This is a genomic window from Pseudomonas sp. SMV7, assembly GCF_052041995.1.
Lineage (GTDB): Bacteria > Pseudomonadota > Gammaproteobacteria > Pseudomonadales > Pseudomonadaceae > Aquipseudomonas.
The window spans coordinates 88,074-110,009 of record NZ_JBKGGT010000009.1; the positions used below are offsets into that span (position 1 = coordinate 88,074).

Below are 21,936 nucleotides of genomic sequence, written 5' to 3' on the forward strand. Positions count from 1 at the left end.
ACCCGAGCAAGGCAGATGCTTGCGTAGTATCGGAATCGTTCACGCACCAACCACTTCGGCACATTGCGCTTCCCGCTGCATCGACTCCAGGTTGCGCTCGATCGTCTCGCAAATGCTGTCCATCTGGATCTGGTGCTCACTGAAGCGGAACGGGCTCTGCAAGTCTGTTCCGATCCGCTCGATCGCCAGTAGCATGAACCCCACCACCGTCGACGCCAGCGGGGTGAACCAACCCAGCGACTCTACCAGCCCCACCGGCACGATCAGGCAGAACAGGGTGATGAACAGCCGCGGGAAATACACATAGGGGTAGGGGAGCGGGGTGTTGGCGATCCGCTCCATGCCACCCTGGGCATTGGACAGGTCTACCAGCGTCGACTCCAGGCGCGCCAGGCGAATGCTGTCCAGCCGTCCGGCCTGGTACTCCCGCGCCAGCAGGGCCGCCGAGCCGCTGAGGATGTCGTTGGCGAAGTTGTTCGAGCGGTTGCGCCGTTCGAACTCTGCGGGCGGGATGAAGGCCATCAGCTCATCCGGACAGCTCTCGCCCTTCAGGTGCGCCGCCAGGCAGTTCACATAGGCGATATGCCGACGCAGCAGGGTGGCCTTGACCGGGTTGAGTGCATCATCCGGGTCGTCGATCAAGGTCAGGGTCTGCCGGGCGAAGCTGCGCGAACTGTTGACCAGCGCCCCCCACAACGTGCGTGCCTCCCACCAGCGGTTGTAGGCGCTGCTGTTGCGAAAACTCACCAGCACCACCAGCGCAGAACCCAGCAAGGTCAACGGGATCAGCGGCAGGGTGAACTTGCTGTTGAAGAACAGCATGAAGTCGATGGTGACCAGCACATCCCAGATCAGCAGCCAGAACAGCGACCAGCCGATATAACCGATGGTCTTCACGGCCAGGCGGTACTTGCGGAGGATGATGTCTTTCACGCGGGGTACCTCGAGAATGGGCAGATGCAGGATCCGACGTCGAGGTAGGGCGAAGGTTCGGCGGGGGATTGTTGCAAGGGATTTTGTAGCTGTCGGATGGAGGAAATCATCCGAGCGCTTGGCCATATCGCTCGGGCACGAGGGATGACACAGATCGCAACCCAGAGCGGGTTGGGCAGAGAAAGCCTGTACAAGGCGCTGAGCCCAGGCGCAAAGCCTCGCTTTGACACTGTGCTGAAAGTCATTCGTGCCTTGGTGTGGATCTTCTCGTCCAGCCCCACGCATTGCCACGCTGACTCAGCCGGGCTGAGTCAACAGCTGTTTCATCTGCACCAACGCCACTCGCGAGCCATCCCACGCCTGCCGCTCCTCGATACCGAACGGCACGAAGCCCAGCTGTGGATAAAGCAGCAGGCCCGCGGTGTTGTGGTTGAAGCACGACACCCACACCTCCCGGGCTGCGAACTGTTGGCGGGCCAGTTCGATCATGGCCGTTACCAGGTACCGCGCCACGCCGTGGCCGCGTGCTGCGGGGGCCACGACCACATTGCCCAGGGCGCACACGCCGCCGTGTTCGGCCTTGTAGAAGTTGGCGAAGGCCAGCACCGTGCCGTTGCCTTCCACCACCGTGGAACCGCTGCGTTGGGCGATGGCATCGCTCAATTGCGCGGGGGTGAGGGGATAGGTGGCTTTGGGGAACATATAGAACAATTCGGCCGGGCTTTGCGGGAAGCTGCAGATTGCAGGGATGTCGTCGGGCCGTACCGGGCGGTGGGTGAGGTGCATGGCGAGTCCTTGTGTGCTGGCTGATCGGGCCTCTTCGCGGGCAAGCCCGCTCCCACAGGGTTGGCGCAGTATCGGTGTGGGCGGCTAGGCGCGCGAAGGCACATTCTGCCCCACGACAGGTCAATGCTCACTGTTTGCGAAACTATTTCCCCGCTTGGTTCGGGTTGGCGTTTCGCAGCAGCTCTTTGCGCAACTTACCGGGAGACATGCCGAACAGGTTCTGGAAATGCCGAATGAAGTGGGGCGCATCGGCAAAGCCGCATTCAAAAGCGATCTCGCCGATATGTCGATCCGAGCTGATGAGCAGCCAGCGGCCAAACCTGAGGCGAACCTGGCGATAGAACTGGGCCGGAGTGCTACTGGTTTCAGCAACGAACAGCCGCTCCAGCTGGCGTTTGCTGGTCCCGACCAGGTTGGCGATGGCGTCGATAGCCAAAGGCTCGGTCATGTGCTTTTCCATCAGCATCACGGCTTCGTGCAGGCGCCGGTTCGAAGAGCTGGCGTAGCCCAGCGCCTTGCGCCGGTCGACGAAACTGCCAGAGCTGCTTTTCGCGACGGTCATCTGGTGCACCACCTTGCCGGCCCGATCCGGGCCGCAATGCAGCCCGACAAGATGGATGGCCAACTCGATCACCGAGATGCCCCCTGCACAGGTGATGCGATCCTTGTCGATGAGGAAGTCACTGTTGCTGACAAAGCGCAACCGGGGGAACAGGCGTTTCCAGTCGTCGCAATGGTAGGCATGCACGCAAGCGGTACGCCCCTCCATCAGGCCATGGCGTGCGAGCACGAAGCTGCCCGTGCACAGCCCGATCAATGGTACGCCAGCGGCAGCCGCCTGATGCAGGAATGCCGGATAAGTCTTCGGCGCTGTCTCCAGGTAGTCCAGTAACCCACCAATCACCACGATGTAGTCGAATTGATGAGGGTCGCTGAGTTCACTGTCGATGGGTACATCCAGCCCGCAACTGGAAACGACCCTTTGCCCAGGGCTACCGAGAACATTCCATCGGCAGCGTATCGGGCGGCTCTGATCGCCGGTGTCGGCAGCATGTCGCAACGCATCGGTCAGCCCCGAGAGAGACAGCAAGGGGAAGCGCGGCCATAGCACGATCCCGATAGACAACTCGGTGGTGCCGCGCCGGCTTGGCGGATGCCGTGCCTGACCCTTGTCGAGTGCTTCCACGAGGCTTGCGCTGGAGGCGTTGGGCAGCACATCTCCGAAATGTCGCAAATGTTCAATCATTCCTGCAAACCATCCAACCAGTTATGCCGCTGATCACCATACGATGAGCGCCTGCCCAACACCATGCTGTTCATAGAAAAACAATCAAGGAGCACGTGATGCAGAAGCCCAATGTTCAACGCTTTTCCAGTATCTGCGCGGGTTTGCTGGTATCCATGCTGGCCTCGTTACCGGCATTCGCACTGGAAACGGTAGAGCCGGGAAGCCTGACTATCGCCTTCACCGGGGACATGCCAGGGACCGGTTATCAAGACAGCCGGATGGTCGGCTACGACGGTGAAATCCTTCAACAAATTTCCGAGAAGCTGGGGTTGAAGGTCAAACCTGCCTTGATGGACTGGGCCAGCACCATCGCCTCGGTACAAGCCAACCGCGTGGATGTCATGGCCGGCACCATGGGCTGGACCGCGCAACGCGCGAAGATCATGACCGTGAGCGACCCGATTCACTATTTCAAGAACGGCATCACCCAGACCGACAAGACCAACTGGAGCAGCCTCAAGGATCTGCAGGGCAAGAAGGTCGGCACCATCACGGGTTTTTCGTTCATCCCGGAGATGCGCAAGATCGAAGGGTTGCAAGTCGCGCTGTACGACACTTCCGACGCTGCAGTGCGTGATCTGCTGGCCGGGCGCATCGATGCAGTGATTGGCGACCCTCCAGTCATGCAGTACGCCATTTTCCGCAACCCACAATGGCAGCTGCGCTTCAACGCGTTCACCGACAACGATCCGAAGTTTCCCCTGCTGACCGGCCTGGGGCAGGTGGTGTACGGCTTCAACAAAGAGGCCAGCCCGCAGCTGGTGGCCGCTGTCAACGAGCAGATCCAGACCCTCTGGAAAAGCTGTGAAATGCGCAAGATCGGTGCCCGCTACGGCCTGACCCAGGATGTCTGGTATGTGCCGCAAGGCAGCAACCTGAGGGTGGGTGTAGACCGCCCGGCGGACTGGCAACTGCCTGGCTGCAAGTGAGCGCTTGAGCGGATGAATCGGCCCCGTGCCGGTTCATCGCCATACCTATAACAATAAAGAGGTTAACCAAGATGTCGACCCCGTCCGAACCTGCGTTGCTGCGCGTGCATGACCTGCACAAGAGTTATGGTGATCTGGAGGTGCTCAAGGGCATCAACCTGGAGTTGAAAGCCGGGGAAACGCTGTCGTTGATCGGCCCCAGCGGGTCGGGCAAGTCCACTTGCCTGCGCTGCATCAATTACCTGGAAAAACCCACCCGGGGCGATATCTGGCTGGGCGACGAGTTGATCGGCCAGGTCAAGGACGGCAAGCGCATACGCCTGATGAGTGACCGGGAAATGGCCCCGCAGCGTCGCGAGATCGCGATGGTGTTCCAGCTGTTCTACCTCTGGCCACATTTGACCGTGCGCGACAACGTCGCACTGGGGCCGATCAAGGCGCAGGGCATGCCGCGCAAGCAGGCCTACGAGCTGGCTGATGCCATGCTGGAAAAGGTCCACCTGCGGCACAAGGCCGAGGTCTATCCCGAGCAGTTGTCAGGCGGCCAGCAACAGCGGGTGGCGATCGCCCGCGCGTTGGCCCAGCAACCCAAAGTCATCCTGTTCGACGAGCCGACCTCGGCACTGGACCCCGAGCTGGTGGGGGAAGTCCTGGCCGTGATTCGTGAGCTGGCGCAAGAGGGCCGCACCATGATCATGGTGACCCATGAAGTGCGCTTCGCCCGGGACGTGGCGGACCGGGTGATTTTCATGGACGGTGGCCACATTGTCGAGCAAGGGCCTTCGGCGCAGGTAATCGACAGCCCGCGTCATGAGCGTACCCGCAGTTTTCTTGGGCGCATGGCCATGGAGGGCGCTTGATGGCGAACTTCGAGGTGTTTCTCGGGCTGTTGCCCCTGTTGTTGAAAGGCGCGCTCACCGCCCTGGAAATCGCGCTGTGTGCCTTGCTGCTGGCGAGTGCCGGCGGCGTGGTATTGGCTGTGATGCTGACGTTCAGTCGGTCACGGCTGCTGCATGGCGTGATCGGCTGCTTCATCGAGTGGATGCGCAATGTGCCAGCGCTGGCACATCTGTTCCTGATCTATTTCGGCCTCTCCTACCTCGGCATCAACCTGCCCGCGTGGCTGGCCGCCATCGTTGGCCTGAGCCTGGTCGGCAGTGCGGTGCTGGCCGATATCTTCCGTAGCGGCTTGCAGTCGCTGCATGTCGGCCAGCATGAAGCCGGGTTGGCTGTCGGCCTGAGCCGGATGCAGATTCTACGCTGCATTCTCTTGCCCCAGGCCCTGCGCGTGACCTTGCCAGCGTTCGCCAACTACGTCACGCAGTTGATCAAGGACACTTCAATTGCCTCGGCCATCGCCGTGCCGGAGATCATGTTCCTGGCGCGCAATCTGGTGACCTCGACCTTCCAGACGTCACTGATCTATCTGGCGGTGATGTGCATCTATGCCGCGATGATCCTGCCGATCGGTGTCGGGTTCATTCGCCTCGAACGTCATCTGGGGAGTGCGCGATGATCGGTTTCTTCCAGCAATACCCGGAGTACTGGAGCGACTGGAGCGCTCGCCTGTTGCTCGGTGCACGGATCACTGCCGAACTGTCGCTGATCGGCTTCGCCCTGGCGCTGGTCCTGGGCGCGTTGTTGGTCTGGGCGCTGCGAAGCCCCAACGGTATTCTCAAGCGCCTGGCCGCGTTGTTCATCCAGAGCATGCGTGCAGTACCGCTTCTGGCGTTGCTGCTGGCCCTGTATTTCGCCCTGCCCAGCCTGGGGTTGACCTTGTCCGGCTATTGGGCCGGAGCCATCGGCCTGGGCTTGCAGGGCGCCGCGTACGTTGCGGAAATCCTCCGTGGTGGCCTGGATTCGCTGCATCGCGGCCAGCGCGAAGCCGCTATCGCCATCGGCCTGACGCCGCTGAAAGCGTTTACCGCGGTCATCCTGCCGCAAGTGTTTCGGGTCATATTGCCGCCCCTGCTCAACGCTTACGTGTCGATTCTCAAGGACAGCTCGTTGTGCGCCCTGATTGCCACCGATGAGTTGATGCTGGCAGCGCGGGCCATCGCTTCGGAAACCTTCCTGCCAATGCATGTGTTCCTGCTGGTGGGGCTGTTCTATTTCGTTATTGCCTTCCCTCTTTCACTGCTGTCGCGGGTGCTTGAAAAGCACGTTTCACGCGGCCGTAAAACCGTGCGAGGTTGAACCTATGAACACCATGGATCAGGTAACTTTCCACAGCATCGGCCAGTTGCAGCAGGCGCTGCAGGCCGGCGCGCTGACCAGCGAAGCGCTGGTGCGTGCGCAGCTGGCGCGTATCGAGCGCTTCGACGAGCAATTGAATGCCTATGTCGAAGCCTATCCCTCGCGTGCGTTGAACGCCGCCATTGCCGCAGATCGCCAGCGTGCATCCGGCATCCACCTGGGGCCGTTGCATGGCATTCCGCTGGCGATCAAGGACTTGTTCGAGATCGAAGGCCAGGCCATCACCGGTGGCTCATTGGCGCAGGAACCGCGTGTTTCCAGGTTGACCGCCACTGCTGTGCAACGCCTGGAGCGTGCCGGTGCAATCATCCTTGGCAAGACCCACACCGTCGAATTCGCTTTCGGTGGCTGGGGCACCAATGCGGTGATGGGCACGCCCTGGAACCCGTGGGACCGTAACGTACATCACGCTCCGGGTGGTTCCAGCAGTGGTTCGGCAGTGGCTGTGGCCAGCGGCCTGGCGAGCGCGGCGTTGGGTACCGATACCGGCGGTTCGGTGCGGATTCCGGCGGGGATGTGCGGCTTGGTCGGGCTGAAGACCACGCGTGGCCTGGTCAGCCGCCATGGCTTGATCGAATTGTGCCCTTCGCTGGATTCGGTAGGGCCTATCACCCACACCGTTGAAGACGCGGCGTGGATGCTGGATGCCCTGTCGGGGCCAGACCCGCTGGACCCGGTTTCGGCCCGGGCGCCGGTATTCAGCGCCGCTGCCGGTCTCGAGCGGCCGGTAGCCGGTTTGCGTATCTGGGTGTTGCCGCAGGCGGAGCGCGCGCATATCGCTCCCGGCGTACTGAAGGCATACGACCAGGGGCTCAAGCAGTTGGCCGCGTTGGGCATGCAATTGGTCGAACAACCGCTGCCCACGTCGCTGGAGCAGTGCATGCGCATCGCTGGCGGGTTGATGAGTGCCGAAGGTTACGCCAACCTCGGGCGCTTGTTCGAGCGCGACGACCTGCGTTTCGACCCCCATGTCCAACGTCGCATACTCAGTGGTCGCGCCATCGACGCGGCGGCCTATATCCAGTTGCACCAGCAGCGCCGCGCCGCCCGGCAAGCCATGCAGGAGGCGATGAGCAACATCGACGCCTGCGTTTTCCCGACCAACGCCATTGGCAGTGTGCCGCTGGAAGAGGTCGACGAATATGGCACGCCGCTGGCCTTGCTGGGGCGCTTCGCCAACCTGTTGAACCTGTGCTCGGTGGCGCTGCCCATCGGCTTCGATGAAAAGCGTATGCCTGTCTCGATGCAGATTGTGGGGCCGGCCTTCGCCGAGGCGCTGGTTCTGCGCATCGGCCATGCCTATCAGCAGGTCAGCGACTGGCACACGCTACGGCCTGAGGGTTGGGCGTTGGCGGATAAAGCGGTGGCATGAGCCAAGTGACGGTCTGATATATCCCTGAGTATCACCCTGGCAGTGTTGAAAGTTGCGGGCGTTTCGAAGTTTTTTGACCCTGTGTTTAGTTTTTTGTCAGTGTCAGTAGTGTTTCTTGCTGCACGTCAAGTCAAGCCATTTTCTGCTTCTGTTAGTGGCTTGCGCAGGGTAATACATGGCTGTAAGCTTCGCCGCCCTCATCAGCTGTATTGTGTACCAGGAGTTGTATTGTATGCCTTTAACACGGACTGTTATTGCTCTTTCCTTGGCAATGATAATAGGGCAAGGGTATGTTCAGGCTGCGCCGTTGCTTGCGCTGGATAATGCGCAGTCTGAACAAGCCGTGGCAACCAGTAACGCCTGGGTAGAAGTTAACCAGGCGGTGTTTGAAAACAATATCCGTATGCTCCAGGGCACCTTGACGAATAAAGCGAAGCTGTGTGCCATTCTCAAGGCGGATGCCTATGGTCACGGTGTCGCTTTATTGATGCCGTCGGTCATGAAGATGGCGGTGCCCTGCGTGGGTGTTGCCAGCAATGAAGAGGCGCGAATCGTACGGGAAAGCGGGTTCAAGGGCGAACTTGTACGCGTGCGTACAGCGACGTTGGCCGAGGTGGAAGGTGCACTGCCGTACAACATGGAAGAGTTGGTCAGTGGCCTCGATTATGCACGGGAAATGGCCGCTATTGCTGAAAAGCACGGCAAGCGCCTGAAGGTCCACCTGGCTTTGAACGCGGGCGGCATGAGCCGTAACGGCCTTGAAATGGGGACTGACAAGGGGCGTCAGGAAGCCTTGGCGATCACGCGTCTGGCACCTCTGCAACTGGTCGGCATCATGACTCACTTCGCGGTGCAGGATAAGGAGGATGTCCGCCAAGGGCTCGATGCCTTCAATGAACAAACGGCCTGGCTGATAAAGACGGCCGGCATTGACAGAAACAAGATCACCCTGCATGCAGCAAATTCCTATGCAACGCTGGAAGTGCCAGAGTCGCATCTGGACATGGTGCGGGCCGGCGGTGCCTTGTATGGGATGATGCAACCATCGCATGCCCAGTACAAACCGGTCATGCAGGTCAAGTCCTATGTGGCTTCGGTTAACCAATACCCGAAAGGAAATACAGTCGGGTATGACCGAACCGTGACGCTGAGTCGGGATTCACGGCTGGCGAATATTCCAGTGGGTTTCTCGGATGGCTATCGTCGCGCGTTTACCAATAAAGGCATTGTTCTGGTAAATGGACAGCGTGCGCCAGTGGTGGGGAAAGTTTCCATGAATACCGTCATGGTGGACGTGACGGATATTCCGGCTGCGGCGGCTGGCGATCAAGTTGTGCTGTTCGGCAAACAGGGTGAACGTGAGATCAGCCAAGGTGAAATTGAAGCACTCAGCGGAACACTGCTGGTTGACCTGGCTACTGTGTGGGGAAGCAGCAATCCGCAAATGCTGGTGACGGATAAAACATCCGATTAAGCCACGAGAGCGCGAATCGCTACTGCGCTAATAACGTTGCGCAGTAGCGACCTCTGGCAGTGATGCATGCGGGTCACTGCCGCGCCCTGATCTTCAACCTATTGCACCGGATCACTCACCGGCTTGGCAAAGATGGCCTTGAGTTCGCTGGTCATGGGGAACTCCAGGTTCAAGCCTTTCGGCGGAATCGGCTGTTCGAACCAGCGTTGGTAGATCGTGTTGATTTCGCCGGAGCTGTACAGCTCGCCCAGCGACGCGTTCACCAGCGCGAGGAACTGCGGGTCATCCTTGCGCACCATGCAGCTGTAGATTTCCCGCGACTGTTCTTCCCCGACCACCACCCAGTTGTGCGGATCGCGCGCCTTGGCGCGTTCGCCGTAGAGCAGCGCATCGTCCATGTAGAACGCTGCCGCCCGGCCGGACTGCAACATCTGGAAGGCTTCGCCATGGTCCTTGGCGCTGATCACGTACATGTCCATCTTGTGCTCGATGTTGTAGCTTTTCAGGTAGCGCTCGTTGGTAGTGCCGGCGGTGGTCACCACATTCTTGCCACGCAAGTCGGCGAAGCTCTTGATTCCGCTGTCCTTGGCCGTCAGCAACTGGCCTTTGACATAAATGAACCCATAGGAAAACGCCACCTGCTTCTGCCGCTCTGCGGTGACGCCGGTCGAGCCGCACTCGAGGTCGACGGTACCGTTCTGCACCAGCGGAATACGGGTTTGCGACGTCACCAGGTTGTACTTCACCTTGAGCTGGGGCATTGCCAGCTTCTGCCGCACCCGCTCGACGATCTTGCTCGCTAGGTCTACCGAATAGCCCATCGGTTGGCCCGTGTGATCGCCCACGTAGGAAAACGGCACTGACGCATCGCGATAACCCAGGGTGATGCTGTTGGCTTTGGCGATCTTGCTCAGGGTAGGCCCCAGCGCTGCTTCGTCAGCATGGGCCTGGGTGCCTAGCAACAGGGCGAGGGTGCAGCCGATCAACGTGATTTTTTGCATTGTTGTTCTCCGTTGTGGGAAGGGGTCAGCGACGTGCCGCGATGACCGATATTTCCACCCGCACCTGCGGGCGTGCCAGTTCGGCCTGCAAGGTGGTGCGGCTGGGGGCTTGCCCGGGTGTCAACCAGGCAGACCAGACCTCATTCATCGCATCGAAATCCGTGCCGATGTCCTTCAGGTAAATGGTCGCGCTGAGCAAATGGTCTTTGTCGCTGCCCGCCTCGGCCAGCAGCGCGTCGATTTTTTCCAGCACCTGGCGGGTCTGGCCAGCGGCATCGGTGGCGTCACCCGGCACCTGGCCGGAAAGAAACACCAGGTTGCCGTAGGTCACGGCGGCGGACAGGCGTGGATTGGGCTGGATACGGTCAATGGTCATTGGGTAGTCCTTCAAGGGGGTAGGAGTCACGCCGCGCGGGGTGTGAAACCCTGCAGGTCGATGGCGGGGCGGCGCTGGCCGATCAGTTCACTCAGCAGGCGTGCGCTGGCGCAGGCCAGGGTAAAGCCCAGCGCACCATGGCCAAGGTTCAGCCACAGGTTGCGATACGCCGTTGCGCCCAGCAACGGCACGCCGCTCGGTGTGGCCGGACGCATGCCAGCCCATTCGATGGCGTAGTCATAGTTGCCGGCGTTGGCGAAGGTCTCGCGGGCCTGGCGCTTGAGCAGGGCCAGGCGCTTGGGGTCCAGCGATGGGTCGAAGCCGACGATGTCGACCATCGCCGCCACCCGCAACTGCTCGCCGATCCGCGCGTAGACGATCTTGCGGTCGTAATCGGTGATGCTCAGGTCCGGCGCCCGGTGCCCGGCGCCGATCGGAACTGTCAGGCTGTAACCCTTGAGCGGATACAGCGGCAGGTCGACACCCGGCAGTGCCAGCAACGCACTGCGATGGCCGGCGGCGACAACCAGTTGCTCGACCGGCAGCACTTCATCGCCCAGTTCGACCGCATTTACCACGCCATGCGCATGGCGGATGCCCGACACGGCCTGGCCCAGGCGGAACTGGCAACGACCCGACGCCTGCAGGCGCGCCGCCAGTTGCTGGCAGAACGCATGGCAGTCACCTACCTCTTCATCCGGGGTATAGATGGCGCCGACGAAGGGCGCCTCTGCCAGCGCAGGGTCCAGACGGGCGCAGTCGGCGTGCGACAGCACCTGTTGTTGCTGGGGCGCGGCCAGGCTTTTGCGTGCATGTTCGAAACTGCCGGCCTGGCGGAAGGTGACCAGCTTGCCGTTGCGCCGCCAGTGGAAACCCTCCAGGCCATCCTCCTCACGCCAGGCTTGCAAGGTCGACTGGCTCAACAGCGCCAGGCGCAACAGGTGGCCGGCGTTGGCGCGATTGACCGAGGTGCGGCAAGCGCCGAGGAATGAGGCCATCCAGCGCCACTGTGCCGGATCGAAGCGCGGTCGCAGCCTGAGCGGGGAGTCGCCGCGCAGCATCCAGCCAATGGCCTGCAATGGCACGCCGGCGTCGGCCAGCGGCGCCACGTAGCGATAGGACAGTTGGCCGCCGTTGGCGAAGCTGGTTTCGCTGCCCAACGTATCGCGTGCCTCGATCAGCGTCACGTCGAAGCCGTCGCGTACCAGTGCGTAAGCGGTTGCCAGGCCAATGACGCCACCGCCGATGATGCATACCTGCTGAGCCATGTCAGTCCTTGGTCGTTATTGGAACGAGCCTGAGGTTATGGCCAGGTGACAGGTGGCGAAAAATGAATAAAGATCGCTGGGCCATAAACAAAGGTTATGGATTTGCCATGCGCCTTCGTCATATCGAGATTTTCCAGGCCATCCGCCAGACCGGCTCGGTCAGCGGTGCCGCGCAGTTGCTGCACGTGTCCCAGCCTGCCGTGACCAAGGTGCTGCAGCATGCCGAGCAGCAACTGGGTTTCCCATTGTTCTTGCGGGTGCGCGGCAAACTGCAGCCGACTCCCGAGGCGCTGGAGCTGGAGCGTGAAGTCGACAAGGTCACGGAGAGCCTGCAAGGGGTGCGCCGCCTGGCACAAAGCCTGCGTCGCGAGCCGGGCCACAGCCTGCGCATCGGTGCCACACCGGCACTGGCCCTGTCACTGCTGCCGCCGGCCATTCATGAGTGGATCCAGCGTTATCCGGACATCGCCTGCGAGCTGTCCAGCGCCCACAGCCGCGAACTGGTGCAGAACCTGCTGATGCGCGAGATCGATGTCGCCCTGACCCTGCAACAGCCCGATCACCCGGCGCTCAAGGCCCAGGCGCTGGCCAGCGGGGTGTTGGTGGCGTTGGCACCGGCCGGTTATTGGCCGTTGGAGGAGGAAGGCACACCGCTGCCGTTGACGGCCTTGGCTGGTGCGCCCTTGATCGGGCTGTCCAGCGCCGACCCGCTGTCGGCCCGCCTCGACAGCTACCTCAAGGCAGTCGAGCCGCCGCCGCGGGTGAGCATCGCGGTGCAGACCTATTCGCTGGCCAGGGCGATGGTCGAATCCGGCGCCGGGCTGGCGGTCATCGACCCGTTCACGGCGCTTGGCGCAGCGCCTGGGGCGACCACGATTCGTCCGCTGGCACCGGCGCTGCCGATCACTTTGTATGCCGTGACCCGCGCTGCCGAACCCTCGCCGCATACCTTGAGCGAGCTGCTGGCCATCTTCAGCAGCCGTGCCCAGGGGCAACTGGACCGTTGGCGCTGACTGAAAACGGAACGGGCAGGCACAAAAAAACCGGCTCAGTGGCCGGTTTCTCTGGTGTTCCGGGTCTGATAGGGACCGCTTGGAACTATGTGATGGTGCCCCGAGGGAGACTCGAACTCCCACTCCTTTCGAAAACGGATTTTGAATCCGCCGCGTCTACCAATTCCGCCATCAGGGCTTGTGGCGCGCAGTATAGAGAGGCTCCGCTGGTCGGTCAATCGGCTTTCATGGTCAATTTTCACACATTGGGCTAAACTTCCCGGCCCTGCCGAACCGAACATCATCATGCGCGTCGCCGATTTTTCCTTCGAACTCCCTGATTCCCTGATCGCCCGCCACCCGTTGGCCGAGCGCCATGGCAGCCGTCTGCTGGTGCTCGATGGGCCAACCGGTGCGCTGGCGCACCGGCAATTCCCCGACCTGCTCGAGTACCTGCGCCCGGGCGACCTGATGGTGTTCAACAACACCCGGGTGATCCCGGCGCGCCTGTTCGGCCAGAAGGCTTCCGGCGGCAAGCTGGAAGTACTGGTCGAGCGCGTGCTCGACAGCCACCGGGTGCTGGCCCACGTGCGTGCCAGCAAGGCGCCCAAGGAGGGCGCGGTCATCCTCATCGACGGCGGTGGCGAGGCAGAAATGGTCGCGCGTCATGACACGCTGTTCGAGCTGCGCTTCAGCGAAGAGGTGCTGCCGCTGCTCGACCGCGTCGGCCACATGCCGCTGCCGCCCTATATCGACCGCCCGGACGAGGGCGCCGACCGCGAGCGCTACCAGACCGTGTACGCCGAACGCGCTGGCGCGGTCGCCGCGCCGACGGCGGGCCTGCATTTCGACGAGGCACTGCTGGAGCAGATCGCCGCCAAGGGCGTCGAGCGCGCCTTCGTCACCCTGCACGTGGGCGCCGGTACCTTCCAGCCGGTGCGGGTCGACAAGATCGAAGACCACCACATGCATAAAGAGTGGCTTGAAGTGAGCCAGGAGGTGGTGGATGCCATCGACGCCTGCCGCGCCCGTGGCGGGCGGGTGATCGCGGTCGGCACCACCAGCGTGCGTTCGCTGGAAAGCGCGGCGCGCGACGGCGTGCTCAAGGCCTTCAGCGGCGACACCGACATCTTCATCTACCCGGGCCGGCCGTTCCATGTGGTCGACGCCCTGGTCACCAACTTCCACCTGCCGGAGTCCACGCTGCTGATGCTGGTCTCGGCCTTTGCCGGCTACCCCGAGACCATGGCCGCCTATGCGGCGGCGGTGGCACAGGGGTACCGCTTCTTCAGTTACGGTGATGCCATGTTCATCACCCGCAATCCGGCGCCACGCGGGCCCGAGGATCAAGCATGAGTCGCACCTGTCGAATGTCCTTCGAACTGCTGGCCACCGACGGCAAGGCCCGTCGTGGCCGCATCACCTTCCCACGCGGCACCGTGGAAACCCCGGCCTTCATGCCGGTCGGCACCTATGGCACGGTCAAGGGCATGCTGCCGCGCGATATCGAGGCCATCGGCGCCGAGATGATCCTGGGCAACACCTTCCACCTGTGGCTGCGCCCGGGCACCGAGGTGATCAAGAAGCACAACGGCCTGCACGACTTCATGCAGTGGAAAGGCCCGATCCTCACCGACTCCGGTGGCTTCCAGGTGTTCAGCCTGGGCGCCATGCGCAAGATCAAGGAAGAGGGCGTGACCTTCGCCTCGCCGGTCGATGGTGCCAAGGTGTTCATGGGCCCGGAAGAGTCGATGCAGGTGCAGCGCGACCTCGGTTCGGATGTGGTGATGATCTTCGACGAGTGCACCCCGTACCCGGCCGAGCACGATGTGGCGCGCGCCTCCATGGAACTGTCGCTGCGCTGGGCCCAGCGCTCGAAGAACGCCCATGCCGACAACACCGCGGCGCTGTTCGGTATCGTCCAGGGCGGCATGTACCAGGACCTGCGCATGCGCTCGCTGGAAGGCCTGGAAAACATCGGTTTCGACGGCCTCGCCATCGGTGGCTTGTCGGTCGGCGAGCCCAAGCACGAAATGATCAAGGTGCTGGATTACCTGCCGGGCCAGATGCCTGCTGACAAACCTCGTTACCTTATGGGGGTAGGCAAACCGGAAGATCTCGTTGAGGGTGTGCGCCGCGGCGTCGACATGTTCGACTGCGTGATGCCTACGCGTAACGCGCGCAACGGCCATCTGTTTGTCGATACCGGGGTGATCAAGATCCGCAACGCGTTCCATCGCCACGATGATTCGCCGCTGGATCCGACCTGTGATTGCTATACCTGCAGCAACTTCTCCCGCGCCTATCTCCACCACCTGGACAAGTGCGGCGAAATGCTGAGCAGCATGCTGAATACCATCCACAACTTGCGCCATTACCAGCGCTTGATGGCCGGTTTACGCGAGGCTATTCAACAGGGTAAATTGGCCGCCTTTGTCGACGCCTTCTACGCCAAGCGCGGGCTTCCGGTACCGCCCTTGGACTGACTGTCCGCATCCATTATTAGAAAATTACATTAGGAGTGCCCAATGAGCTTCTTGATCCCCGCCGCATACGCGGACGCCGCAGCACCCGCCGCCGGCCCAGCCGGTACCGGCTTCGAGTGGATTTTCCTGGTCGGTTTCCTGGTCATCTTCTACCTGATGATCTGGCGCCCGCAGGCCAAGCGCGCCAAAGAGCAGAAGAACCTGCTGAGCAACTTGCAGAAGGGTGACGAAGTTGTCACCAACGGCGGTATTGCCGGCAAGATCGTCAAGGTTTCCGATGACTTCGTGGTCCTGGAAGTTTCCGACAGCGTCGAGCTGAAATTCCAGAAGGGTGCCATTGCGGCCACCCTGCCAAAAGGTACGCTCAAGGCTATCTGAGTTACCAGTTTCATTTTTCCAGTCGGGGCGCGCAAAGCGCCCCGCGTCTTGAACGGGCGGCGTGATGCTGAACAAATACCCTCTGTGGAAATACGCACTGATCGTGCTGGTACTGGCGATCGGTTTTATTTATTCCGCTCCCAACCTCTACCCGGATGATCCGGCGGTACAGATCAGCGGTGCCAGCTCGGCGCTGCACGTGAGCCAGGTCGACCTCGATCGCGTCAGCAAGGCGCTGGTCGATGCCAAGATCGCCGTCAAGGGCGCGAGCCTGGGTGAAAAGGGCAGCGGGCTGATCCGCCTGACCAGTCAGGAAGACCAGCTGCCAGCCAAGGATGTCGTGCGCAAGGCACTCGGCGATGACTATGTCGTGGCCCTGAACCTGGCCCAGACCACCCCGCAATGGCTGCGCAACCTGGGCGCCAGCCCGATGAAGCTGGGCCTGGACCTGTCCGGTGGTGTGCACTTCCTGCTGGAAGTGGACATGGACAAGGCCATGAGCGCGCGCATGAAAGTCTACGAAGGCGAGGTCAAGACCTTGCTGCGCAAAGAGCGCGTCCGCTACCGCAGCCTGCCTCAGCAGGATGGCGGCATCATGCTGGGCTTCGCCGACGATGCCACCCGCGAGCAGGCACGTGCCCTGATTCGCAAGAATTTCAATGATTTCGACCTGACCACCACCGAGCGCAACGAGCTCGCCGTGCTGCGTCTGGCGCTGACCCAGGCGAAAGTCGCCGAGATCCGCGAATACTCGATCAAGCAGAACCTCACCACCGTGCGCAACCGGGTCAACGAGCTGGGCGTGGCCGAGCCGCTGGTACAGCGCCAGGGCGCCAACCGCATCGTGGTCGAGCTGCCAGGCGTGCAGGACACTGCCGAAGCCAAGCGCATCCTCGGCAAGACCGCCAACCTGGAATTCCGCTTCGGTGCCGAACCGGGTGCCTCCAAGGCCACTACCGAGGTGTTCGAGTTCCGTGAAGGCGGCCGCTCCGCTGCGGTCGAGCGCGGCCTGATCATCACCGGTGACCAGGTCACCGACGCCCAGGCCAGCTTCGACGAGCACGGCCGCCCGCAGGTGAACATCCGCCTCGATGGCCACGGTGGCGAGCTCATGAGCCGTGCTACCCGCAGCAATGTCGGCCGCAGCATGGCGGTGATCTTCATCGAGCAGAAGCCGATCACCCGCTACGTCAAGCAGACCGTCGACGGCGTCGAGAAAGACGTTGCCGTACAGAGCTTCCAGGAAGAGAAGAAGATCATCAGCCTGGCGACCATCCAGTCGCCGCTGGGCAGCCAGTTCCGCATCACCGGCCTGAACGGCCAGGGCGAATCCTCCGAACTGGCCCTGCTGCTGCGTGCCGGTGGCCTGGCCGCGCCGATGTACTTCGCTGAAGAACGTACCATCGGCCCAAGCCTGGGTGCCGACAACATCACCAAGGGTATTGATGCGTCGCTGTGGGGCATGCTGTTCGTCTCGCTGTTCATCATCGCCATCTACCGCGGCTTCGGCGTGATCGCCACCGTCGCCCTGGCGGGCAACATGGTCCTGCTGCTGGCGCTGATGTCGCTGCTGGGTGCCACCCTGACCCTGCCAGGTATCGCCGGTATCGTGCTGACCATGGGTATGGCGGTGGACGCCAACGTGCTGATCTTCTCGCGTATCCGCGAAGAGCTGAACGCTGGCATGTCGGTGCAGCGCGCCATCCATGAAGGCTTCAACCGCGCCTACACCGCGATCATCGACGCCAACCTGACCAGCCTGCTGGTCGGCGGCATCCTGTTCGCCATGGGTACCGGCCCGGTCAAGGGCTTTGCGGTCACCATGTCCCTCGGGATTTTCACCTCGATGTTCACCGCCGTCATGGTGACCCGCGCAATGGTCAACCTGACCTGCGGCGGGCGTGACATCAAGAAGCTGTGGGTTTGAGGGAGCTGCGATGAAAACCATCAATTTCATGGGCGTGCGCAATGTCGCGTTCGCCATCACCGTGCTCCTCACCGTGCTGGCGCTGTTCAGCTGGTGGCAGAAGGGCCTGAACTTCGGCCTCGACTTCACCGGCGGTACGCTGATCGAGCTGACCTACGAACGCCCCGCCGACCTTCAGGCAGTGCGTAGCGAGCTGGTCAGCTCCGGCTTCCACGAGGCGGTGGTGCAGAGCTTCGGCGCTACCACCGACCTGCTGGTGCGCATGCCGGGCGATGACCCGCAGTTGGGCAACAAAGTGGCCGAAGCCTTGCAAAAGGCTGGCGGCGACAACCCTGCCACGGTCAAGCGGGTCGAGTTCGTCGGCCCGCAAGTGGGTGAAGAGTTGCGCGACCAGGGTGGCATGGGCATGCTCCTGGCCCTGGGCGGCATCCTCATCTACCTGGCCTTCCGCTTCCAGTGGAAGTTCGCCGTGGGTGCGATTGTCTCGCTGATCCACGACGTGGTGGTGACCCTGGGTATCCTGTCGTTCTTCCAGATCACCTTCGACCTGACCGTGCTGGCTGCGGTGCTGGCGATCATCGGTTACTCGTTGAACGACACCATCGTCGTGTTCGACCGGGTGCGCGAGAACTTCCGTGTCATGCGCAAGGCCTCGCTGATCGAGAACATCAACGTCTCCACCACGCAGACCCTGCTGCGAACCATCGCCACCTCGGTTTCGACCCTGCTGGCCATCGCCGCACTGCTGTTCTTCGGCGGTGACAACCTGTTTGGCTTCTCGCTGGCGCTGTTCATTGGCGTCATGGCCGGTACCTACTCGTCGATCTACATCGCCAACGTGGTGCTGATCTGGCTGAACCTGAGCAGTGAAGACCTGATCCCGCCGGCCAAGACCGACGGTGTCGACGACCGCCCATAAGGCAGGTTGCATGCCGCCTGGCGGCCCAAAAGGCGCAAGTGTTGAACTTGCGCCTTTTTTTTCGCTCCAAGGCTGGGAGAAGGCGGGTCGGACCCGCGGGTATGATCAGGAGGTTCGTGTGAACAAATCAATGCTGGTGGGTGCGGTACTGGGTGCTGTCGGTGTGACTGCCGGAGGTGCTGTCGCGACCTACAGCTTGGTCAACAAGGGGCCTGAGTACGCGCAGGTCACCGACGTGCAACCGATCAAACAACAGGTAAAAACCCCGCGTGAGGTCTGCAAGGACGTCACCGTGACGCGTCAGGCGCCGGTCAAGGACCAGCACCAGATCGCCGGTACCGTGGTAGGTGCCATTGCCGGTGGCCTGCTGGGGAACCAGATCGGCGGTGGTACCGGCAAGAAGATTGCCACCGTGGCCGGTGCGGTCGGTGGCGGTTATGCCGGTAACAAGGTGCAGGAAGGCATGCAGGAGCGTGATACCTACACCACTACGCAAACCCGCTGCAACACGGTCAATGACATCAGCGAGAAGGTGGTGGGCTACAACGTCAAGTACACCCTCGGCGACCAGGTAGGGCAGGTGAAGATGGATCACGAACCCGGTTCGACCATTCCGGTGGACAAGAATGGCAAGCTGATCCTCAGCGAAGCCGCGCAGTAAGGGCGCATGCGGCCTGCTCTTGAGGTGCGAGCGGTCTTGCGTCGCGAAAGGGGCGCGTAGCGGCCCCGGGGTCTGTCAACCATCAGAGATCGGCGGGGCTGCTTTGCAGCCCTTTCGCGACGCAAGGCCGCTCTCACAAGAAGTAGGTTGCGCATGGCTTCGACAGGCAAAAAAAAGCACCCCGAGGGGTGCTTTCTTTTTGCCCGCAATCCGCGCTTAGCGCTTCATGCTCTCTGGCAGGTGCGGCTGGATGGCAGTCAGCACTGCCTTGAAGCACTTGATGTTGCCCGCAACGATATGGCCTTTCTCGAGGAAGTCATGGCCACCGTTGAAGTCGCTGACCAGGCCGCCCGCTTCCTGGATCAGCAGCACGCCGGCTGCCATGTCCCATTCGGACAGGCCCGACTCCCAGAAGGCGTCGAAACGGCCGGCAGCCACATAGGCCAGGTCCAGGCTGGCGGAGCCGGCGCGGCGAATGCCGGCGGTCTGGCCGGTCAGCGCGCGGAACATGCCCAGGTAGTTGTCCAGCTCGGCCATCTGGCTGTCACGGAACGGGAAGCCGGTGCCGAGCAGGGCGCCTTCCAGGCTGGTGCGCGAGCTGACGCGCAGGCGGCGGCCATTGAGCTGGGCGCCACGGCCACGGCTGGCGGTGAATTCTTCCTGGCGAACCGGGTCGACGATCACGGCGTGCTCAAGGCGGCCACGGTATTTGCAGGCGATGCTGACTGCGAAGTGCGGGATGCCACGCAGGAAGTTGGTGGTGCCGTCCAGCGGGTCGATGACCCACAGGTAGTCCTTGCCTTCTTCGCCGCTGCCCGCGTGCAGGCCGGTTTCCTCGCCCTGGATGGAGTGGTTCGGGTAGGCCTTGCGCAGGGCGTTGACGATGCTCTGCTCGGCGGCGCGATCGACTTCGGAAACGTAGTCCTTGGCCTCTTTCTCATCGACCTTGATGCTATCCAGGCGTTCGATGGAGCGGAAAATCAGTTCACTGGCGCTGCGAGCGGCGCGCAGGGCGATATTCAGCATAGGCTGCATGGGCGGGTCACCTGGAGATGTTAAAGAAGAAAGCCGATCATTCTAGCAGAAAACTTTGGCGGCAGAAGTGTCACATTTGCTTTCGTGGCGTTACGCCTGTCGGTTCTGTAAGATCGGAAGCCCTGATTCCTGCATCTGTGAGCACAACACCTTGCTGCAAAATATTCGTGTTGTTCTGGTCAATACCAGCCACCCCGGCAACATCGGCGGCGCTGCACGAGCCATGAAAAACATGGGCTTGTCGCGTCTGGTGCTGGTGCAGCCGAAAGAATTTCCCGCCGTGGATGCAAGCGCCCGAGCCTCGGGGGCCGACGATGTGCTGGACAACGCCCAGGTGGTCGACAGCCTGGAGCAGGCCCTGGTCGGCTGCAACCTGGTGATGGGTACCAGCGCCCGCGAGCGGAGCATTCCCTGGCCGCTGATCGGCCCGCGTGAATGCGGAGCCAAGGCAGTGGAGCATGCCAATGGCGGCGAGGAGATCGCCCTGGTGTTCGGGCGCGAGCACGCCGGCCTGACCAACGAAGAACTGCAGCGATGTCACTTCCACGTGCACATTCCCTCCAACCCCGACTTCAGCTCGCTGAACCTGGCTGCGGCTGTCCAGGTGCTTGCCTACGAGGTGCGCATGGCCTGGCTGGCGGCCGGTGAAGCCCCGGGCAAGGTCGAGAAGGTTGACGCCAGCGAGCTGGCGACCATGGACGAAATGGAGCTGTTCTACGACCACCTGGAAAAAACCCTGGTCGGTATCGGCTTCCTCGACCCCGAAAAGCCCAAGCACCTGATGCCGCGCCTGCGCCGGCTGTATGGGCGGGTCGCGGTCGAGCGTTCGGAAATGAGCATTTTGCGCGGCATCCTCACCGAGACCCAGAAAGTGGTCCGGGGCGAGCCGCATAAACGGAAGGACTGACAGATGTTCGAACGCCTGCGTGAAGATATTCAAAGCGTATTCCACCGTGACCCGGCCGCGCGCAACGCCTTCGAGGTACTGACTTGCTACCCCGGCATGCACGCCATCTGGCTGCACCGCCTGGGCCATGCCCTGTGGCGGCGTGATTTCAAATGGCTGGCCCGCCTGGTGTCGAACTTCGGGCGCTGGCTGACCGGCATCGAGATCCACCCCGGCGCCACCATCGGCCGACGCTTCTTCATTGACCATGGCATGGGTATCGTCATCGGTGAAACCGCCGAGATCGGCGATGATGTCACCCTGTACCAGGGGGTGACCCTGGGCGGCACCAGCTGGAACAAGGGCAAGCGTCACCCCACCCTGGAAAACGGCGTTGTGGTAGGGGCGGGGGCCAAGGTACTGGGCCCGTTCACCGTCGGCGCCGGGGCCAAGATCGGCTCCAATGCAGTAGTGACCAAGGCGGTGCCGGCGGGTGCCACGGCGGTGGGGATTCCGGGGCGGATCATCGTCAAGAGCGAAGACACTGAAGTCGAAGCCAAACGCAAGGCCATGGCCGAGAAGATCGGTTTCGATGCCTACGGTGTCAGCGGCGACATGCCCGATCCGGTAGCCCGTGCCATCGGCCAGATGCTCGATCACCTGCAAGCGGTCGATGAGCGGCTTGAGGGGATGTGCGGTGCCCTGACCAAGATGGGCAGCGACTATTGCGCCAAGGAACTGCCCGCCCTGCCGGAAGATGACTTCAATGATGTCGCCCAGGTGGCCCAGCGCGACACCCAGCCGCATTGATTGCGCCGTGTCCGCGGTGCTGTGACATACGGGGCGTGTGCTCACGCCCCTGGTCTGCTACAATCGCGCCCGCCTCCCCGATGCAAACCCGACTAAAGCACTAGGTCTAATAGTTGACTTAAATGCTCGGGAATCGCATACTCGCACCCATCCCGAAAC

The 21,936-nt window shown here is 62.0% G+C and carries 22 protein-coding genes, 1 tRNA gene and 1 pseudogene; 16 read left to right on the plus strand and 8 right to left on the minus strand.

Going from position 1 to position 21,936, the window contains the following annotated elements:
• Positions 1-39 precede the first annotated feature (39 nt).
• On the minus strand, positions 40-933 hold the full coding sequence (locus ACLEJP_RS13225) for a bestrophin family protein (protein ID WP_440807006.1): 894 nt from the start codon (positions 931-933) through the stop codon (positions 40-42).
• A 99-nt stretch (positions 934-1,032) separates the two neighbouring features.
• On the opposite strand from ACLEJP_RS13225, the pseudogene ACLEJP_RS13230 reads away from it, so the two are divergent.
• Positions 1,033-1,229, plus strand: a pseudogene (locus ACLEJP_RS13230) (addiction module antidote protein); the annotation flags it as partial.
• Position 1,230: 1 nt separating this feature from the next.
• Here the strand turns inward: ACLEJP_RS13230 and ACLEJP_RS13235 are convergent.
• Both ACLEJP_RS13235 and ACLEJP_RS13240 read right to left on the minus strand, forming a co-directional pair.
• On the minus strand, positions 1,231-1,719 hold the full coding sequence (locus ACLEJP_RS13235) for an N-acetyltransferase family protein (protein WP_440807008.1): 489 nt from the start codon (positions 1,717-1,719) through the stop codon (positions 1,231-1,233).
• Between the two features lie 142 nt (positions 1,720-1,861).
• Positions 1,862-2,965, minus strand: coding sequence for a GlxA family transcriptional regulator (locus ACLEJP_RS13240; RefSeq protein ID WP_440807011.1), 1,104 nt, complete (start codon positions 2,963-2,965; stop codon positions 1,862-1,864).
• A gap of 98 nt (positions 2,966-3,063) precedes the next feature.
• Between ACLEJP_RS13240 and ACLEJP_RS13245 the strand changes: the two genes are divergently transcribed.
• The 6 genes from ACLEJP_RS13245 (at position 3,064) to alr (ending at position 9,038) form a co-directional block, all read left to right on the plus strand.
• Positions 3,064-3,936 (plus strand): substrate-binding periplasmic protein, encoded by an 873-nt coding sequence (locus ACLEJP_RS13245; protein WP_440807014.1) that lies wholly within the window; start codon positions 3,064-3,066, stop codon positions 3,934-3,936.
• Positions 3,937-4,007: 71 nt separating this feature from the next.
• Positions 4,008-4,796: an amino acid ABC transporter ATP-binding protein gene (locus ACLEJP_RS13250; RefSeq protein WP_170028331.1), complete on the plus strand. Its 789-nt coding sequence runs from the start codon at positions 4,008-4,010 to the stop codon at positions 4,794-4,796.
• Positions 4,796-5,452, plus strand: a complete 657-nt coding sequence (locus tag ACLEJP_RS13255; RefSeq protein WP_440807017.1) for an amino acid ABC transporter permease — start codon at positions 4,796-4,798, stop codon at positions 5,450-5,452. The genes ACLEJP_RS13250 and ACLEJP_RS13255 overlap by 1 nt, the downstream gene beginning before the upstream one ends.
• Positions 5,449-6,132, plus strand: a complete 684-nt coding sequence (locus ACLEJP_RS13260; RefSeq protein WP_440807019.1) for an amino acid ABC transporter permease — start codon at positions 5,449-5,451, stop codon at positions 6,130-6,132. Before ACLEJP_RS13255 ends, ACLEJP_RS13260 begins: the two co-directional genes overlap by 4 nt.
• 4 nt (positions 6,133-6,136) lie before the next feature.
• On the plus strand, positions 6,137-7,564 hold the full coding sequence (locus ACLEJP_RS13265) for an amidase (RefSeq protein ID WP_440807020.1): 1,428 nt from the start codon (positions 6,137-6,139) through the stop codon (positions 7,562-7,564).
• Positions 7,565-7,796: 232 nt separating this feature from the next.
• Positions 7,797-9,038, plus strand: coding sequence for an alanine racemase (alr, locus tag ACLEJP_RS13270; RefSeq protein ID WP_440807168.1), 1,242 nt, complete (start codon positions 7,797-7,799; stop codon positions 9,036-9,038).
• Between the two features lie 98 nt (positions 9,039-9,136).
• Here alr and ACLEJP_RS13275 read toward each other — a convergent pair whose 3' ends face one another.
• The 3 genes from ACLEJP_RS13275 to ACLEJP_RS13285 are packed head-to-tail and all read right to left on the minus strand — an operon-like array spanning position 9,137 to position 11,683.
• Positions 9,137-10,039, minus strand: coding sequence for a transporter substrate-binding domain-containing protein (locus tag ACLEJP_RS13275; RefSeq protein ID WP_440807021.1), 903 nt, complete (start codon positions 10,037-10,039; stop codon positions 9,137-9,139).
• A gap of 25 nt (positions 10,040-10,064) precedes the next feature.
• Positions 10,065-10,415: a RidA family protein gene (locus ACLEJP_RS13280; protein ID WP_440807023.1), complete on the minus strand. Its 351-nt coding sequence runs from the start codon at positions 10,413-10,415 to the stop codon at positions 10,065-10,067.
• Between the two features lie 26 nt (positions 10,416-10,441).
• On the minus strand, positions 10,442-11,683 hold the full coding sequence (locus ACLEJP_RS13285) for a D-amino acid dehydrogenase (protein WP_440807024.1): 1,242 nt from the start codon (positions 11,681-11,683) through the stop codon (positions 10,442-10,444).
• Between the two features lie 107 nt (positions 11,684-11,790).
• Between ACLEJP_RS13285 and ACLEJP_RS13290 the strand changes: the two genes are divergently transcribed.
• Entirely contained in the window at positions 11,791-12,696 is a 906-nt protein-coding gene (locus ACLEJP_RS13290; protein WP_440807026.1) for a LysR family transcriptional regulator, read from the plus strand.
• Positions 12,697-12,789: 93 nt separating this feature from the next.
• Here the strand turns inward: ACLEJP_RS13290 and ACLEJP_RS13295 are convergent.
• Positions 12,790-12,874, minus strand: a tRNA-Leu gene (locus tag ACLEJP_RS13295).
• A gap of 107 nt (positions 12,875-12,981) precedes the next feature.
• Between ACLEJP_RS13295 and queA the strand changes: the two genes are divergently transcribed.
• From queA to ACLEJP_RS13325, 6 genes are all read left to right on the plus strand, one after another.
• On the plus strand, positions 12,982-14,031 hold the full coding sequence (queA, locus tag ACLEJP_RS13300) for a tRNA preQ1(34) S-adenosylmethionine ribosyltransferase-isomerase QueA (RefSeq protein ID WP_440807028.1): 1,050 nt from the start codon (positions 12,982-12,984) through the stop codon (positions 14,029-14,031).
• A 14-nt stretch (positions 14,032-14,045) separates the two neighbouring features.
• Entirely contained in the window at positions 14,046-15,161 is a 1,116-nt protein-coding gene (gene tgt, locus ACLEJP_RS13305; protein ID WP_161959640.1) for a tRNA guanosine(34) transglycosylase Tgt, read from the plus strand.
• A 42-nt stretch (positions 15,162-15,203) separates the two neighbouring features.
• Complete coding sequence (gene yajC, locus ACLEJP_RS13310; RefSeq protein WP_085623861.1) at positions 15,204-15,539, plus strand: preprotein translocase subunit YajC; 336 nt, start codon at positions 15,204-15,206, stop codon at positions 15,537-15,539.
• A 64-nt stretch (positions 15,540-15,603) separates the two neighbouring features.
• A complete protein-coding gene (secD, locus tag ACLEJP_RS13315) occupies positions 15,604-17,466 on the plus strand; it encodes a protein translocase subunit SecD (RefSeq protein ID WP_440807030.1) in 1,863 nt (620 codons plus the stop codon).
• A 10-nt stretch (positions 17,467-17,476) separates the two neighbouring features.
• A complete protein-coding gene (secF, locus tag ACLEJP_RS13320) occupies positions 17,477-18,385 on the plus strand; it encodes a protein translocase subunit SecF (RefSeq protein WP_225780486.1) in 909 nt (302 codons plus the stop codon).
• 118 nt (positions 18,386-18,503) lie between these two features.
• The gene (locus tag ACLEJP_RS13325) at positions 18,504-19,046 is read left to right on the plus strand and encodes a glycine zipper 2TM domain-containing protein (protein WP_440807032.1); all 543 of its coding nucleotides are present in this window, start codon (positions 18,504-18,506) and stop codon (positions 19,044-19,046) included.
• A 216-nt stretch (positions 19,047-19,262) separates the two neighbouring features.
• Here ACLEJP_RS13325 and suhB read toward each other — a convergent pair whose 3' ends face one another.
• On the minus strand, positions 19,263-20,081 hold the full coding sequence (gene suhB, locus ACLEJP_RS13330; protein WP_440807033.1) for a type III secretion system regulator SuhB: 819 nt from the start codon (positions 20,079-20,081) through the stop codon (positions 19,263-19,265).
• A gap of 151 nt (positions 20,082-20,232) precedes the next feature.
• On the opposite strand from suhB, the gene trmJ reads away from it, so the two are divergent.
• Both trmJ and cysE read left to right on the plus strand, forming a co-directional pair.
• The gene (gene trmJ / locus ACLEJP_RS13335) at positions 20,233-20,988 is read left to right on the plus strand and encodes a tRNA (cytosine(32)/uridine(32)-2'-O)-methyltransferase TrmJ (RefSeq protein WP_186673516.1); all 756 of its coding nucleotides are present in this window, start codon (positions 20,233-20,235) and stop codon (positions 20,986-20,988) included.
• A 3-nt stretch (positions 20,989-20,991) separates the two neighbouring features.
• Entirely contained in the window at positions 20,992-21,777 is a 786-nt protein-coding gene (cysE, locus tag ACLEJP_RS13340) for a serine O-acetyltransferase (RefSeq protein ID WP_225780489.1), read from the plus strand.
• Positions 21,778-21,936: the final 159 nt, after the last annotated feature.